15 protein-coding genes and 1 tRNA gene are annotated in these 15,403 nt (G+C 67.9%); 8 read left to right on the forward strand and 8 right to left on the reverse strand.

Translation table 11 applies throughout. The features are described 5' to 3' along the window. Window positions 1–39 precede the first annotated feature (39 nt). From FHS97_RS03225 to FHS97_RS03240, 4 genes are all read right to left on the reverse strand, one after another. On the reverse strand, window positions 40–333 hold the full coding sequence (locus tag FHS97_RS03225; RefSeq protein WP_184033199.1) for a barstar family protein: 294 nt from the start codon (window positions 331–333) through the stop codon (window positions 40–42). Then, window positions 315–1,010, reverse strand: coding sequence for an extensin-like domain-containing protein (locus FHS97_RS03230; protein ID WP_343053351.1), 696 nt, complete (start codon window positions 1,008–1,010; stop codon window positions 315–317). The genes FHS97_RS03225 and FHS97_RS03230 overlap by 19 nt, the downstream gene beginning before the upstream one ends. Window positions 1,011–1,042: 32 nt before the next feature. Then, window positions 1,043–1,816 (reverse strand): NUDIX hydrolase, encoded by a 774-nt coding sequence (locus FHS97_RS03235; RefSeq protein WP_184033202.1) that lies wholly within the window; start codon window positions 1,814–1,816, stop codon window positions 1,043–1,045. A gap of 10 nt (window positions 1,817–1,826) precedes the next feature. Continuing rightward, window positions 1,827–1,902: transfer RNA gene (locus FHS97_RS03240), tRNA-Ala, on the reverse strand. Window positions 1,903–2,142: 240 nt separating this feature from the next. Here FHS97_RS03240 and FHS97_RS03245 point away from each other — a divergent pair. From FHS97_RS03245 to FHS97_RS03265, 5 genes are all read left to right on the forward strand, one after another. Then, a complete protein-coding gene (locus FHS97_RS03245) occupies window positions 2,143–3,480 on the forward strand; it encodes a DUF2171 domain-containing protein (protein ID WP_184033203.1) in 1,338 nt (445 codons plus the stop codon). Between the two features lie 131 nt (window positions 3,481–3,611). Next, window positions 3,612–4,382 carry a 3'-5' exonuclease gene (locus FHS97_RS03250; protein WP_246346416.1) on the forward strand — a complete coding sequence of 257 codons (771 nt, stop codon included), beginning with the start codon at window positions 3,612–3,614 and terminating at the stop codon, window positions 4,380–4,382. A 68-nt stretch (window positions 4,383–4,450) separates the two neighbouring features. Continuing rightward, window positions 4,451–5,959, forward strand: a complete 1,509-nt coding sequence (locus tag FHS97_RS03255) for a sensor histidine kinase (protein WP_184033204.1) — start codon at window positions 4,451–4,453, stop codon at window positions 5,957–5,959. Further along, window positions 5,956–6,408 (forward strand): response regulator, encoded by a 453-nt coding sequence (locus FHS97_RS03260; protein WP_184033205.1) that lies wholly within the window; start codon window positions 5,956–5,958, stop codon window positions 6,406–6,408. The genes FHS97_RS03255 and FHS97_RS03260 overlap by 4 nt, the downstream gene beginning before the upstream one ends. Then, a complete protein-coding gene (locus FHS97_RS03265; RefSeq protein WP_184033206.1) occupies window positions 6,405–7,436 on the forward strand; it encodes a sensor histidine kinase in 1,032 nt (343 codons plus the stop codon). The genes FHS97_RS03260 and FHS97_RS03265 overlap by 4 nt, the downstream gene beginning before the upstream one ends. Before the next feature lie 185 nt (window positions 7,437–7,621). Here FHS97_RS03265 and metH read toward each other — a convergent pair whose 3' ends face one another. The 4 genes from metH to FHS97_RS03285 all read right to left on the reverse strand — a co-directional run bounded on the left by metH (window position 7,622) and on the right by FHS97_RS03285 (window position 13,320). Continuing rightward, entirely contained in the window at window positions 7,622–10,294 is a 2,673-nt protein-coding gene (gene metH / locus FHS97_RS03270; protein WP_184033207.1) for a methionine synthase, read from the reverse strand. Between the two features lie 106 nt (window positions 10,295–10,400). Then, window positions 10,401–11,447: a homocysteine S-methyltransferase family protein gene (locus tag FHS97_RS03275; RefSeq protein WP_184033208.1), complete on the reverse strand. Its 1,047-nt coding sequence runs from the start codon at window positions 11,445–11,447 to the stop codon at window positions 10,401–10,403. Next, window positions 11,444–12,385, reverse strand: a complete 942-nt coding sequence (metF, locus tag FHS97_RS03280; RefSeq protein ID WP_184033210.1) for a methylenetetrahydrofolate reductase [NAD(P)H] — start codon at window positions 12,383–12,385, stop codon at window positions 11,444–11,446. Before metF ends, FHS97_RS03275 begins: the two co-directional genes overlap by 4 nt. Next, on the reverse strand, window positions 12,382–13,320 hold the full coding sequence (locus tag FHS97_RS03285) for an ArsR/SmtB family transcription factor (protein ID WP_184033212.1): 939 nt from the start codon (window positions 13,318–13,320) through the stop codon (window positions 12,382–12,384). The genes metF and FHS97_RS03285 overlap by 4 nt, the downstream gene beginning before the upstream one ends. 127 nt (window positions 13,321–13,447) lie before the next feature. On the opposite strand from FHS97_RS03285, the gene FHS97_RS03290 reads away from it, so the two are divergent. Genes FHS97_RS03290 through FHS97_RS03300 form a run of 3 tightly spaced genes read left to right on the forward strand, consistent with a single transcriptional unit; the run spans window position 13,448 to window position 15,372 of the window. Beyond that, a complete protein-coding gene (locus FHS97_RS03290; protein ID WP_184033214.1) occupies window positions 13,448–13,744 on the forward strand; it encodes a hypothetical protein in 297 nt (98 codons plus the stop codon). A gap of 58 nt (window positions 13,745–13,802) precedes the next feature. Continuing rightward, window positions 13,803–14,753 (forward strand): aldo/keto reductase, encoded by a 951-nt coding sequence (locus FHS97_RS03295; protein ID WP_184033216.1) that lies wholly within the window; start codon window positions 13,803–13,805, stop codon window positions 14,751–14,753. Continuing rightward, the gene (locus tag FHS97_RS03300; RefSeq protein ID WP_184033218.1) at window positions 14,746–15,372 is read left to right on the forward strand and encodes a hypothetical protein; all 627 of its coding nucleotides are present in this window, start codon (window positions 14,746–14,748) and stop codon (window positions 15,370–15,372) included. Before FHS97_RS03295 ends, FHS97_RS03300 begins: the two co-directional genes overlap by 8 nt. The last annotated feature ends 31 nt before the right edge of the window (window positions 15,373–15,403 follow it).

Below are 15,403 nucleotides of genomic sequence, written 5' to 3' on the forward strand. Positions count from 1 at the left end.
GCCGGTGCTGTCGCCGATCAAGCGTTGCTGGACCAGACCCTAGACGAAGCGCAATTCGATCGGCAGCCCGGTGTCGCGCGCGGCATCGGCGAACACGTTGCGAACGCGGTCGAGATAGGTGGTCAGCGGTACGGGGAAGGGCGTGCTGACGACGATCTCGACGGTGAGGGGCGGGCAGACGCGGTTCTCACCGGCGACCAGACCGTCGTAGAGCGCATCGAGGTTCGGCCCGTGCCAGTCCGGCGCGCCCAGCGCCGGGAGCAGCGCCGCCCAGAAATCCTCGCGCCGCTGCCAGCCGCGCGCGTCGAGCCGGATCAGCGACAGGCGCGCCACCCACGCGCACCGCGCGCCGCCTGATCGAGGTGGAAATGATCGCGATGCGCGGCATTGTAATCGGGGGACAGGACGGTCGCGAACAGCCCGCACGCGCCGTCACGCACCTCTCGCAGGAACGCCGCTTTCGGCCCCGTCCCCTTCCAGTCGCGCGCGACGCTGATCCGCGTGCCGTCCGACAGGCGGAAGCCGGCGATGTCGATCGCGTCGGCGGTCGAATGCTCGCTCCACGCGCCGGCCTGGCGGCCGTAGAGGCGGCGGCACGAATAGCTGCCGTAATGGTCGATACGGGTGACCCGCGCGTCGAAATGGCGGCGTGCGGCAGGGAGCAGCACGTTCCACTCCCACATCGCCAGCGCGGCGGCGACCGGGCAGGCGATCCCGAGGTTGGCGGGCGACAGCGCGACGTCGCGTGCCCCGCCGTCGGTCAGCCGCACCGCATCGTCATAGCCGCAATGGCCGTCGTGGCGTGCGGGCAAGGCGGTGAACCGCACCCCGGCCTGCGTCAGCAGCCCGCGACACTGCGCCGCATCGCTGGTCAGGCCGGTCAGCTTGCGCCCGGTGAACAGCCCGACCGGCTGGCCGAGGTCGAGCGCGGTCCACGGCAGATCCTGCGGGCGCCGGCGCAGCACGCCCCAAGCGACGAGCGCGAGCGCGGCGAGCAGCGCCACCGCCACGCTCGCTCCGGCGATGCGGCGGATCGCGCGGGCTAGCCGCGCCGGACGCGATCGCTTCGCTCGGCGACGACCGGGTAGCCGAGATCGTCGGGAATGCAGAGATATTCCTCCCCGTCGCGGGTTTCGGACCATGGCACGACGACTCGCACCGGAAAGGCGCGGGCCTGCGCCGCCGCTGCGGCATAAGAGGGGAACAGGGCAAGGCGTTCGAGGTTGCGGCGCGTCGGAAAGATCAGCGCGACACGCCCGGCATTGGCATCGTCGAGCATCGCCTGCGCACCGGTCCAGCACAGCCGGACGTTCTCGGTGCCGTCGACCCGTGGCGCCGGCGCGTCGGCGGGCAAGGCGGCGAGATAGAAGCGCGTGTCGTAGCGGCGCACCGGGCTGTAATCGGGACGCCAGCGCGCGAACGGGATCAGCGCATCGAGCGCGAGCGTCGCGCCGGCCGCCGCCAGCGCCTCGCCAAACGCCGCGCCCGCGCCGAGCGCGGCCCGGATCGTCGCGATCGCCGCGGGATCGGGGGTGGCGGTGAAGCCGATCGGAAGCGCAGACTCCTCGATCGTCTCGCGGATCGCGGCGATCCGCGCCGCGCCTTCGTCCTGATCGGGCAGCGCGAGCAGGCGCGCGAGATCGTGGTCGCCGGGATCGACGCGCCCGCCGGGGAAGACCATCGCACCGGGTGCGAAGGCCATCACGCCGGCGCGTTCGACCATCAGAATGTCGGGCGGCCCGTCGGCGCGATCGCGCATCACCACCAGCGTGGCGGCGGGCCTTGCGGCGGGCAATATGGTGGAAGGTTCGGTCATCGGCGGCGGGTGGTGGAGCTGAGGGGAATCGAACCCCTGACCTCTGCAGTGCGATTGCAGCGCTCTCCCATCTGAGCTACAGCCCCGCCCGCCGATGCCCGGCCATGGCCGGGAGCGACGCCCTTAAACGCGATCCGCGGGCGACGCAACAGCCCTCGTCACCGAAAACCAAAAAGCATCGACGGCCAGCCGGTCGGCGCGCGCGACGAAAACAAGGTTCTGCGAGCGTAACGACAGGAACGATATGCCCCAGATCAGCTTTTTCCCGATACTGGCGTGACGCCGCAACGCGGTGCGCGACCCGTGTCTGACGCAGGAGAATCATGATGGGCTACGAACGCTATCCGCGCGGGACCGACCCGAAGCGCGACTATTATGGTCGCAGCGAGACGCAGGACTATGGTCGTGACTATGGCTCTGGCCGCTCCGGCAGCTATTCGAGCGCCCGCGACTATCAGGCGGCGGGATATTCCGATCGCGACCGGGACGACGACCGCGACTCCCGTGGCGGCTATGGTCAGCAGGACGATCATTCGCAGCGCAGCTATGGCCGCGGCGACGACAGCCAGCGCGGCGGCTACGGGCGAGACAGCTACGGGCAGGGCAATTACGGCCAGCGCGAGGGCTATGGTCGCCAGCAGGGCGGCTTCGGCAGCTACGATCGCGACCGCGAGGATCGGGGCATGTTCGGCAGCCAGCGCAGCGATAATCGCGATCGCTACAGCGAGCGTTCGGGCGGCGGCTATGGCCAGCAGCGCTACGGCCAATCATCGGGCTACGGCCAGGGCGGCGAGAACCACGGCAGCTACGGCTCGGACGGGCGGCGCTTCACCGATGTCGGCTCGCATCGCCATGACGACGACGACAATTATCGCGGCGGGGCGCAGGGCCGCCATCGCGATCGCGGCGCCAATTACGGCCGCCAGCCGCAGGGCTATGACTATGACGATCGCGGCTTCTTCGCCCGCGCGGGCGACGAGGTGCGTAGCTGGTTCGGCGACGAGGACGCCGAGCGTCGCCGCGAGGCTGACAGCCGCTATGACGAGCGCTACTACCAGCAGCAGGGCCGTTCGGACCGCGACGGCGATTATCACAACTGGCGTTCGGGCCAGATCGCCGCGCTCGACCGCGACTACGACGAATATCGTCAGGAAAACCGCTCGCGCTTCGAGAATGAATTCTCGACCTTCCGCTCGGAGCGGCAGACGCAGCGCGCGTCGCTCGACAAGGTGCAGGAGCATTTCGAGGTCGTCGGTTCGGACGGCAGCCACGTCGGTACCGTCGACAAGGTGCGCGGTGATCGCATCCTGCTGACCAAGAACGATGTCGATGCCGGTGGGCAGCACCATTCGATCCCGTCGCGCTGGATCAAGTCGGTCGAGGACAAGAAGGTGACCCTGTCCAAGACCGCCGAGGAGGCCAAGCAGCACTGGCGCAACGAGGAATCGAACCAGGCGATGTTCGGTTACGGCGACCGCACCAGCGATCGCGACCGGTCGCAGGGCACGACCGGCACGTCGTCCACGACGCAGGGCGGGGCGACGGCGACCGGTTCGACCACGACCGGTTCGACCGCGACCGGTTCGACCAACACGGGTGGGTCGACCGGTACGACCGGTCAGAAGGACACCAACCTCGGCAGCAGCTTCTCCGGCACCTATTGAGCTGGTGCGGCACGCGCTGCCGGACGGTGGCGTGGCTGTGATGGATGGCCCCGGACCGGATGGTCCGGGGCTTTTTCGTGCGCGGCGGCAAAGGTGGCAATTCGCCGTGCAAGGCCCCACATCGCCTCGGCATGATGTATCCCCGTCGCACCCAATCGCAGATCATCCGCGTCATCGATCTCGAGACCACCGGCGCCGCGCCGCCCGCGCATGCGGTGTGCGAGGTCGGCTGGCAGGATGTCGCGCTGGGCAATGACGGACGCTGGGAATTGTACGGCGAGGGCGGCAACATCCTCGTCAATCCCGGTCGTCCGATGCCCGCGGTCACGCAGGCGATCCACCATATCCGCGACGAGGATGTCGCCGAGGCGCCTTGGTGGCACGATGTCGCGCGGCAGGTGCTCGATCCCTATCCACGCCGCGTGGCGCTGGCGGCGCATCGTGCGGCGTTCGAGGAGCAATTCTGCACGCCGGCGCTGACGCACGGAGCGGACTGGATCTGCACGTGGAAATGCGCGCTGCGGCTGTGGCCGGATTCGCCGAGCTATTCGAATCAGGTGCTGCGCTACTGGCGCAAGCCCGCCGGGCTCGACCACGAGCGCGGGCTGCCCGCGCACCGCGCCTTTCCGGACGCCTATGTCACCGCGCACCATCTGCGCGACCAGTTGAACGAGGCGTCGGTGACGCAGCTCATCCAATGGTCGCGCGAGCCGGGGCTGCTGCCGCGCGTCCGCTACGGCCCCGACCGGGGCAAGGAATGGCGCGAGATCGAGGAGGAGAGTCTCGTCAAGTTCCTGACCGACCGCGACCCCGATGTCCGCTTCACCGCCGAGACCGAGATGACGCGGCGGCGCGGCGGCGGGCATGTCGGGCGCATGACCGCGCAGGAATTGCTGCTTTGATGAACCTAGGTCAGTAACGCTGCATCTTCGGCTGGCGTCGCGCGCCGGCAAGCGATAACGCAAGCGTAATGGCCCAACTGCCTGACGCCGCACCGACCAACCGTTCGCTCGCGCGGCGCATGACCGCGTTGATGGCGCTCGGCTTCATCGCGCTGCTGCTCGTCGGCTATGCGGCGGTCCGCGTCATGCAGCGGAACGAGCTGCACACCGGACTGGTCGAGCACACCTATCAGGTCGAACGCGCGGTGCTGAACGTTCGCCGGCTGGTCGAGGAAAGCGAGGCGGCGCGGCGCGGGACGATGCTGATCCCCGGCCGCGACGTCACCCGCGCCAACTTTTTCCGCGCCCGCGCGCAGGTGCCGGTCGCACTGGCGCGGATCGACGCGCTGACCCGCGACAATCCCGCGCAACGCCGGTATCTTCAAGGGCTGCGGCTGCAACTCGGCAGCCTGCTGGCGCGGCAGGACCGGACGCTGGCGTTGCTGGGGCAGGGCGACCAGCGTGGCGCGATCGTCGCTTATGGCGACGATGCCGAGGTGCGTGACGTGGTGACGATTCGCAACGTGCTCGATCGCATGGCCCTGGTCGAGCGACGACTAATGACGCATCGCGACGCCGAACTGCGCGCCAGCCAGCGTGCCTTTTACACCCTGATCGTGCTGGGCGGCGTGGTGCTGGCGGTGGTGGCGGTCATCTCGACGCTGACGATTTTGTCCTATACCCGCGATCTGGCCCGGTCGGACGAGGCGTTGCGGCAGCTCAACGCGGGGCTGGAGGACATGGTGTCGGCGCGCACCGAGGACCTGACGCGCGCCAACGAGGAAATCCAGCGCTTCGCCTATATCGTCAGCCATGATCTGCGTTCGCCGCTCGTCAACGTAATGGGCTTCACCGCCGAACTGGAAACCGCCGCGGCGTCGCTGCGCGCGCTGGTCGCGCGCGTCGATGCCGAGGCACCGGCGGTGGCGAGCGAGGAGGCGCGGCTGGCGGCGATCGAGGACCTGCCGGAGGCGATCGGCTTCATCCGCACGTCGACGCAGAAGATGGACCGGCTCATCAACGCGATCCTGCAATTGTCGCGGCAGGGACGCCGCGCGCTGACGCCCGAGAAGATCGACGTCGCCGCGCTGATCGGGCAGATCGGCGGGACGCTGTCGCACCGCCTCGCCGAAACCGAGACCGAACTGACCGTCGACGGCGTGCTGCCGGGGGTGGTCAGCGACCGGCTGGCGCTCGACCAGATCTTCTCGAACCTGATGGAGAATGCGGTCAAATATCTGCGTCCGGGCGTGCCCGGCCGGATCACCGTCACCGGACGGCGCGGGCGCGACCGGGTCTTCTACACCATTCGCGACAATGGGCGCGGGATCGATCCGCGCGACCACCAGCGCGTCTTCGACCTGTTCCGCCGCTCGGGCGCGCAGGACCGGCCCGGCGAGGGGATCGGGCTGGCCACCGTCCGCGCGCTGGTCTTCCGGCTGGGCGGCTCGATCGACGTCGCTTCCGAACTCGGGCAAGGGGCGGCGTTCACCGTGTCGCTGCCGCTCGTCCTCGCCAAACAGGAACTCAACCCATGAACGCGCCGCAATCCGTCAACATCGTGATGATCGAGGATGACGAAGGTCATGCGCGGCTGATCGAGAAGAACATCCGCCGCGCCGGGATCATGAACCCGATCCGTCACTTCACCGATGGTACGACCGCGCTCGACTATATCTTCAACGACACCACCGGTCCGCAGCTCAATGGGCCGGCGCTGGTGCTGCTCGACCTCAACCTGCCCGACATGAGCGGGACCGATATCCTCGCCAAAATCAAGACCAGCGACGGGCCGGTGAAGCGCACGCCGGTCGTGGTGCTGACCACCACCGACGACAGCCGCGAGATTCAGCGCTGCTACGATCTGGGCGCCAACGTCTATATCACCAAGCCGGTGAATTATGAGAGCTTCGCGCAGGCGATTCGCCAATTGGGGCTGTTCCTGTCGGTGATCCAGGTTCCCGATCTGGGTGACGCGCACGGATGATCGAGACGCCCCGCATCCTCTATATCGACGATGACGCGGGTATCCGGCGGCTGGTGTCGCGTGCGCTCGAGCGGCGCGGCTACAGGGTGACGGTCGCCGACGGCGGCGAGGCCGGGGTAGCGCTGGCCGCGGCCGGACCGTTCGATGTCGTCGCGGTCGACCATTACATGCCGGGGATCGACGGGCTGGAGACGATGGCGCGACTTTCGGCGCTGCCCGAGGCGCCGGCGATGGTCTATGTCAGCGGGTCGGAGGAGACGCAGGTCGCGCTGGCGGCGCTGCGCGGCGGGGCGGCGGACTATATCGTCAAGACACCGGGTGACGACTTCTTCGACCTGCTCGACGCGACCTTCCGCCAAGTGATCGAGCGCGCGCAACTGGCGCGGGCGAAGGCGCGCGCCGAGGACGACCTGCGCGCGAGCAACGCGCGGCTGGAGGCGTTGCTCGCCGAGGTGAACCACCGCGTCGCCAATTCGCTGCAACTGGTTTCGGCGATGGTGCGGATGCAGTCGAGCGCGCTGACCGACGAGGCGGCGCGTGCCGCGCTGGAAGACACGCAGCGGCGGATCAGTGCGATCGCGCAGGTTCACCGGCGGCTGTACACCGGCGACGATGTCGAGAACGTCGACATGTTCGATTATCTCACCCAATTGATCGACGAACTGACGCAGACCTGGTCGACCGACGATTGCCCGCGCGCTTTGGTGCTGCACGCCGAGCCATTGCGGTTGCCGACCGATCGTGCGGTGTCGCTGGGGGTGATCGTTACGGAGCTGGTGAGCAACGCCTGCAAATACGCCTATCCGGCCGGACCGGGCGAGGTGCGCGTGCGGCTGTCGCGTGACGGCGACGAGCGGTTCCGGCTGACCGTGGAGGATGACGGGATCGGGCTGGGCGACGCGCCGCCCAAGGGCACCGGCGTGGGGACGCGGCTGATCCGGGCGATGGCGCAAAGCCTCGATTCGATCGTCGAATATGATCGCACGCATAGCGGCACGCGCGCGATCGTCGCGGCGGCGGTGGCGTAGGGGAGGACGACCTCCTACCGTCGCCCCTGCGCAGGCAGGGGCCTATGTCTGTGTCGTCCGTTGATACGTCTGACACAGGCGAAGTGGCTCATGTGTCAGCTGGCTCGATCCATTCGACAGCCATGGGCCCCTGCCTGCGCAGGGGCGACGGTGGGTTTGGCGGGGTCGTTCTACTTCGAGCGTGGTCAGTCGAGATTGGGCCGCAGCAGCCGCGTCGCGCGCTCCTTGTCGACGCCGAGCCGCTGCGCATAGTCCGCGAGCTGGTCCTCGCCGATCCGCGCGACGCCGAAATATTCCGCCTGCGCGTGGCCGAAATAGAAGCCGCTGACCGCCGCGGTCGGTAGCATCGCAAAGCTCTCGGTCAGCTCGAGCCCGACGTTCTTCTCCGCCTCCAGCATCTCGAACAGTCGCACCTTGAGCGAATGTTCGGGACAGGCGGGATAGCCCGGCGCGGGGCGGATGCCGCGATATTGCTCGCGGATCAGCGCGTCGTTGGTCAGCTGCTCGTCGGGCGCATAGCCCCACAAGGTGTGGCGGACATGCTGGTGCAGCGCCTCCGCGAACGCCTCGGCGAGACGATCCGCCAGCGCCTTCAGCAGGATGTCGTTGTAATCGTCGTTGTCGGCCTTGTAGCGCGCGAGGTGCGCGTCGATGCCGTGGATACCGACCGCGAAGCCGCCCATCCAGTCGCCCGCCGGGTCGATGAAGTCGGCGAGGCACATATTGGCGCGGCCCTCGCGCTTGGCGATCTGCTGGCGCAGGAACGGCAGCCGCGTCGAATGTTCGTTGCGGCGGTCGAGGTCGGGGAGGTTGAAGCCTTCCGGTACGCTGCCGCCGTCGGGGGAGCGCCGGTCGACGCTATGACGGTCGTGGACCCACACATCGTCGTCGTGACGATGGCACGGCCACAGCCCGGCGACGCCGCGCGCGGTCAGCCACTTCTCCGCGACGATCCGGTCGAGCATCGCCTGCGCATCGGCGAACAGCGACGACGCGCTCTCGCCGACCACCTCGTCGGTCAGGATCGCGGGATAATTGCCCGCCAGTTCCCAGGCGCGGAAGAACGGCGTCCAGTCGATGAACTCGCGCAGATGCGCCAAATCCCAATCGTCGAACACGTGAACGCCCGGCTGCGCGGGGGCGGGGGCCTTGAGCGCCATGTCGGCGACGAAGCCGCGCTTGCGCGCTTCGTCGAGCGGGAGCAGCTTGTTCTGCCCCTTGCCCTCGCGCGCGTCGCGCACCGCCTGATAGTCCTTGGCGACCCCGGCGACATAATCGTCGCGGATCGTGTCGGAGACGAGCGTCGTCGCGACGCCGACCGCGCGGCTGGCGTCGAGCACATGAACGACCGGGCCGGTATAGGCCGGCGCGATGCGCAGCGCGGTATGGACCTTCGACGTGGTCGCGCCGCCGATCAGCAGCGGCATCTGCATCTGCGCGCGCTGCATTTCCTCGGCGACGGTCACCATCTCGTCGAGCGACGGGGTGATGAGGCCGGACAGCCCGATCATGTCGGCGTCATTCTCGTTCGCGGCATCGAGGATCTTCGACCACGGCACCATCACGCCGAGGTCGATCACCTCGAAGCCGTTGCACTGGAGCACGACGCCGACGATGTTCTTGCCGATGTCGTGGACGTCGCCCTTGACGGTCGCCATCACGACCTTGCCCTTGCCCTTCGCGCCGGGCTCCTTGGCGGCCTCGATGAACGGCATCAGATGCGCGACCGCCTTCTTCATGACGCGCGCGGACTTCACGACCTGCGGCAGGAACATCTTGCCCGAGCCGAACAGGTCGCCGACGACGTTCATCCCGTCCATCAGCGGGCCCTCGATCACCTCGATCGGGCGCGCGAACTGCTGGCGGCATTCCTCTGTGTCGTCGACGACATGCGCGTCAATCCCTTTGACCAAAGCATATTCGAGCCGCTTGCGCACCTCCAGCGAGCGCCATTCGGCGGCCTGCTTCTCGGCCGCCGCATCGGTGCCGCGGAATTTCTCGGCGAGCGCGACCAATCGGTCGCCGGCCTCGGGGTCGCGGTTGAGGATGACGTCCTCGCACGCCTGCCGCAGCTCGGGGTCGATGGCGTCATAGACGTCGAGCTGCCCGGCGTTGACGATCCCCATGTCCATGCCGGCGGGGATGGCGTAATAGAGGAACACCGAGTGCATCGCGCGGCGCACCGGCTCGTTGCCGCGGAAGCTGAATGACAGGTTCGACAGACCGCCGGAGATATGGACGTGCGGGCAGCGCGCCTTGACCTCGCGGCACGCCTCGATGAAGTCGACGCCGTAATTGTTGTGCTCCTCGATCCCGGTCGCGACCGCGAAGACATTGGGGTCGAAGATGATGTCCTCGGGCGGGAAGCCGATCCCGCTGAGCAGCTTGTAGGCGCGCTCGCAGATCTCGACCTTGCGCTCCTTGGTGTCGGCCTGTCCGACCTCGTCGAACGCCATCACCACGACCGCGGCGCCATAGTTCATGCACTTGCGCGCATGCGCGAGGAACGCTTCCTCGCCTTCCTTCATGCTGATCGAATTGACGATCGGCTTGCCGGATACGCATTTCAGCCCGGCCTCGATCACGTCCCATTTCGAGGAGTCGATCATCACCGGCACGCGCGCGATATCGGGCTCGGCGGCGATCAGCTTGAGGAAGGTCGTCATGGCGTGGTGCGCGTCGAGCAGCCCCTCGTCCATGTTGACGTCGACCACCTGCGCGCCATTCTCCACCTGCTGGCGCGCGACCTCGACCGCGCGGGTATAGTCGCCGGCGAGGATCATCTTCTTGAACGCCGCCGAGCCGGTGACGTTGGTGCGCTCGCCGATGTTGACGAATTGGGTGGAGGAGGTGGTCATCTAGATCCCGTCGCCCCTGCGGAGGCAGGGGCCTATCTCTGGTTCGGCAAACAGTGTCGCTCGTGGAGAGAGACATGGGCCCCTGCCTGCGCAGGGGCGACGGCGCTTAAGCCGCCATCGTGAACGGCTCCAGCCCGGCGAGGCGGGTGCGCACCGCCGGTACCGCGACCTGCCGCGGGGCCATGCCGCGGACGTGGTCGGCAATCGCCTTGATATGCGCGGGGGTCGAGCCGCAGCAGCCGCCGAGCACGTTGACCTGCCCCGCGGACGCCCATTCGCCGACCAGCCCGGCAGTCGTCTCCGGCGCCTCGTCATAGGCGCCGAGTTCGTTGGGCAGCCCGGCGTTGGGGTAGACCATGATGAGCGTATCGCAGAGTTCGCTCAGCACCTTGACGTGCGGGCGCAATTGCTCCGCCCCGAACGAGCAGTTCAGCCCGATCGTCAGCGGCCGGGCATGGCGCACCGCGTGCCAGAACGCCTCGACGGTATGCCCGGACAGGTTGCGGCCGGACAGGTCGGTGAGCGTCATCGACAACATGATCGGCAGGTCGCGGCCGAGAGCCTCGCCGGCCTCGATCGCGGCCATGATCCCGGCCTTGGCGTTGAGCGTGTCGAAGACGGTCTCGATCAGCACGAAGTCCGCGCCGCCCTCGACCAAAGCGTCGATCTGCTCGCGGTACACGTCCTTGAGGTAGTCGAAGTCGATTTCGCGATAGCCGGGATCGTTGACGTCCGGCGATAGCGACAAGGTCTTGTTCGTCGGGCCGATCGCGCCGGCGACGAAGCGCGGGCGGCCGTCCTTGGCCTGATATTCGTCGGCAATGCGGCGCGCGAGCTTCGCGCTCTCGACGTTGATTTCGCGCACCAGCCCTTCGGCGCCGTAATCGGCCTGGCTGATGCGGTTGGCGGAGAAGGTGTTGGTCTCGGCAATGTCTGCTCCGGCCTCGAAATAGGCGCGGTGGATCGCCTCGGGCACCTCGGGCTTGGTCAGCGCGAGGATGTCGTTGTTGCCCTTCTGGTCGTGACCGAGCGTCAGCGTGCCGGCATAATCGGCCTCCGACAGTTTCCAGTTCTGGATCTCGGTGCCGAACGCGCCGTCGGTGATGAGGATGCGCTTGGCCGCCTCGGCGTTGAAGATGTCGCGAATGGTCATGCCGCCGCCCTTTCCTGCGCCGGACGGGTGCGAACGCCCAGCAGGTGACAGATGGCGAAGCTCAGCTCCGCCTTGTTCATCGTGTAGAAGTGGAGCTGCTTGACCCCGCCGGCATAGAGCTTGCGGCACAGTTCGGCGGCGACGGTCGCGGCGACCAGCTGGCGCGCGGCGGGATGATCGTCGAGCCCCTCGAACAGCCGCACCAGCCAGCCCGGCACGTCGGTGTTGCACATCGTCGCCATGCGCGTGACCCCGGCGAAGCTGCCGATCGGCATGATGCCCGGCACGATCTCCGCATTGATCCCGGCCGCCGCCGCCGCGTCGCGATAGCGGAAGAAGGTTTCGGGCTCGAAGAAGAATTGGGTGATCGCGCGGTTGGCGCCCGCGTCGAGCTTGCGCTTGAGATTGTCGAGATCGGCGGCGAGGTCGGCCGAATTCGGGTGCATCTCCGGATAGGCGGCGACCGAAATCTCGAACGGATGCAGCCGGCGCAGTCCTTCGACCAAAGCGGCGGCATTCTCATAGCCGCCGGGATGCGGGGCGTAGTCGGCGGCCCCGGCCGGCGGATCGCCGCGCAGCGCGACGATGTGGCGGACGCCCGCCGCCCAATATTCCTGCGCGACCGCGTCGATCTCCGCGCGCGTCGCCTCGACGCAGGTGAGATGCGCGGCGGCGGGCACCTTGGTCTCGCGCGCGATCCGCGCGACGGTGGCGTGGGTGCGGTCGCGCGTCGACCCGCCCGCGCCATAGGTCACCGACAGGAAGCGCGGGTTCAGCGGGCAGAGCGTCTCGATCGACTGCCAGAGGTTCTCCTCGGCCTTGTCGGTCTTGGGCGGCGAGAATTCGAAACTGACCTCCACGTCGCCGCCAACGTCGGCGTAGAGCGGCGCTTCGAGCGCGCGCCGCGCCTCTTCGAGCTGATTGACCGAGAACGTCATGCCGCCTTCACCTCCCGCACCGGGACGCCCTGTTTGCGCCCGAGCCACAATTTCACCGTCAGTTCGCCGCCCTCAAGCGTCTCGACCCGCTCCAGCACCAAGCCCACCTTCTCGAACCAGCCCGCAATCTGCGCATCCGCGAAGCCGAGCCGGGTGTGCGCGTCGCGCGCGCGCAACTCCTCGCGATCGTGGCTCGCGAAATCGGCGATCAGCAACCGGCCATACGCATCCAGCACGCGCGCGGCCTCGGCGATCGCGGCGCCCGGCTGCTGCGCGAAATGCAGGACGTTGTGGAGGATCGCCACGTCGACCCCGCCATCGGCTACCGGCAAGGCGTAAAGATCCGCTTGCCGCAACTCGGCCTGTTCACCGACCCGTGCACGCGCCAGTCGCAGCATCTCGCTGCTCTTGTCGATGCCGAGCACATGGGTCGCGGCGGGAGCGAACAATTCGATCATCCGGCCAGTGCCGGTGCCGATATCGATCAACCGCCCGAGCGGCGCGGGGCCGAGCAGCGCGCGCATCGCGGCTTCGACCTGGTCCTCCGCGACATGCAGCGAGCGGATCGCGTCCCATTCGCCGGCATGCGCCTCGAACCATGCCGCCGCCGCGGCGGCGCGATCGGCGCGCACCGCCGACAGTCGTGCGATATCCGCCTCCGCCTCGGCCGCGACGCCATAAGCGTCGAGCGCCGCCAGCACCGGCATGACGCGTGCGCGTTCACCCAGCGCGACGAACACCCAGCTGCCTTCCTTCCGGCGCTCGGCGAGCCGCGCGTCGCACAGGATCTTGACATGGCGCGACACGCGCGGCTGGCTTTGCCCCAGCACCTGCGCCAGCTCGCCGACCGACAATTCCATCGTCCCGAGCAGCGCGACGATCCGCAACCGGGACTCGTCGGCAAGCGCACGGAAGATGTCGAGAGCAAGCTTCATGCGACCACATATAAAGATATCTTTATATGGGTCAACGCAGGAGGCGTGATGAACCTTTTGCCCGCATGTTTCGTTCGCCTTGCCGCTGCGGCTATTTTGCCCGGGTAACAAAACAGGGAGAAACCCGATGAAGCGTCTTTTCACCACCGGCCTGATCGCCGCCACCGCGCTGGGCCTCGCCGCGTGCAGCGAGCGCGCGCAGAACGAGACCGCCGAGGCGGGCAATGCGATCGCCGCCGACACCTCCGCGACCACGTCGAACGCCGTCAACGATGTCGATGCCGCGACCGACCGTGCGCTCGACAAGGCCGAGAACAGCCTCGACCGCACCGGCGCCGCGCTGGAGAACACCGGTGATCGTGCCGCCGACGCGACCGGCAACGCGATGGTGCGTGCGGGCGAAGGTCTGCGCGACAAGAACTGATGAGACGGCCGCCGCGGCTGACCGTAGCCGCGGCGCTTTCTCCGGCGGAAAGACGATGATGACCGAAAAGCGACGCCTTGGCGCATCCGAATTGCGGATCACGCCGCTCGTGCTCGGTGGCAACGTTTTCGGCTGGACGGCGGATCGTGACGCGTCGTTCGCGGTGCTCGACGCGTTCGTCGCGGGCGGCGGAACGATGATCGACACCGCCGACGTTTATTCCGCCTGGGTCGACGGCCACCAGGGTGGCGAGTCGGAGACGATGATCGGCGAATGGCTGCGCGCGCGCAGCGCGCGCGATCAGGTGCTGATCGCCACGAAGGTCGGGATGCTGCCGGGCGAGGGTGGCGAGAAACTCGCGCCGGCGCGGATCGTGGGGGCGTGCGAGGCATCGCTGAAGCGGCTCGGCACCGACCGGATCGACCTCTATTTCGCGCATCAGGACGATGAGAACCAGCCGCAGGAAGCGGTCGCCGAGGCGTTCGCGCGACTGGTGCAGGCCGGCAAGGTTCGCGTGCTCGGCGCGTCCAATTTCCACGCCGCGCGGCTCAAGTCGGCCATCGAGACGGCGCGCGCCGCCGCGCTGCCGCATTATCAGGTGCTCCAGCCCGAATATAATCTGGTCAGCCGCCACAAATTCGAGGGCGAACTGCAGGATTATTGCGTCACCGAGAACGTCGGCGTCGTGCCCTATTACGGGCTGGCCTCGGGATTCCTTACCGGCAAGTACCGGACCAAGGACGATTTCTCGAAGAGCGTCCGGGGCGCGCGGATGGGCGACCTGCTTGAGGGCAAGGGCGCCGACGTGCTCGATGCAATGGACGCGGTCGCGGCGGAAACCGGCGCGACGCTCGCGCAGATCGCGCTGGCGTGGCTGATCGCACAGCCGGGTGTCACCGCACCGATCGCGAGCGCCACCTCGGCGGTGCAGGTGGAGGAGTTGCTCGGCGCGACCGCGATCCGGCTGAGCGACGATCAGCTCGAACGGTTGACCACCGCGGGTGCCTGACCGGCGGCCGCGACGCTGGCTGGTGCGGCTGACGCTGCTGCTGGTCGCGTTCGCGGCATGGCCGGCGCAGGCGTCGGTGACGATCACCTTCTGGAGCCGCGACTTCGGCAACAGCTTTCCGCACGCCTTTTTCATGCTGCGCGGGACACCCGATGCGGGAGGGACGCCGGTCGATGCCGCTTATGGCTTCACCGCGCGGTCGCTGACCCCGGCGATCCTGTTCGGCAATGTCGCGGGACGGGTCGAGCGGCCCAAGCCCGGCTATATGGCGGGCAGTCACGTCCGCTTCTCGCGCACCCTGACCGACGCGCAATATGGCGCGATCGTCGCGCTGATCCGCGCATGGGACGAGCGGACCGGGGATGCGACCTACAATCTCAACAAGCGCAACTGCGTGACCTTCGTGCGCGAGGCGGCGCGCCGCTCGGGGCTGACGCTGGTCGACTTTCCCAAGCTGATGAAGAAGCCGAGCGGCTATCTGCGCGCGGTGATCGCCGCGCAGCCGCAGGCGGTGACGGTGATCGAGCAGACCGGGAAGGAATATCTGGCGACGCTGCCGCCGATCGACGGCGTGGTGCCGGTCGACGCGCCGGTGAGTACGCCGGGAAACCGCGATTAGCGCGTTCGTCGCCCCGGATCGGACATGGGGC

Source organism: Sphingomonas endophytica (assembly GCF_014199415.1).
GTDB lineage: Bacteria > Pseudomonadota > Alphaproteobacteria > Sphingomonadales > Sphingomonadaceae > Sphingomonas > Sphingomonas endophytica.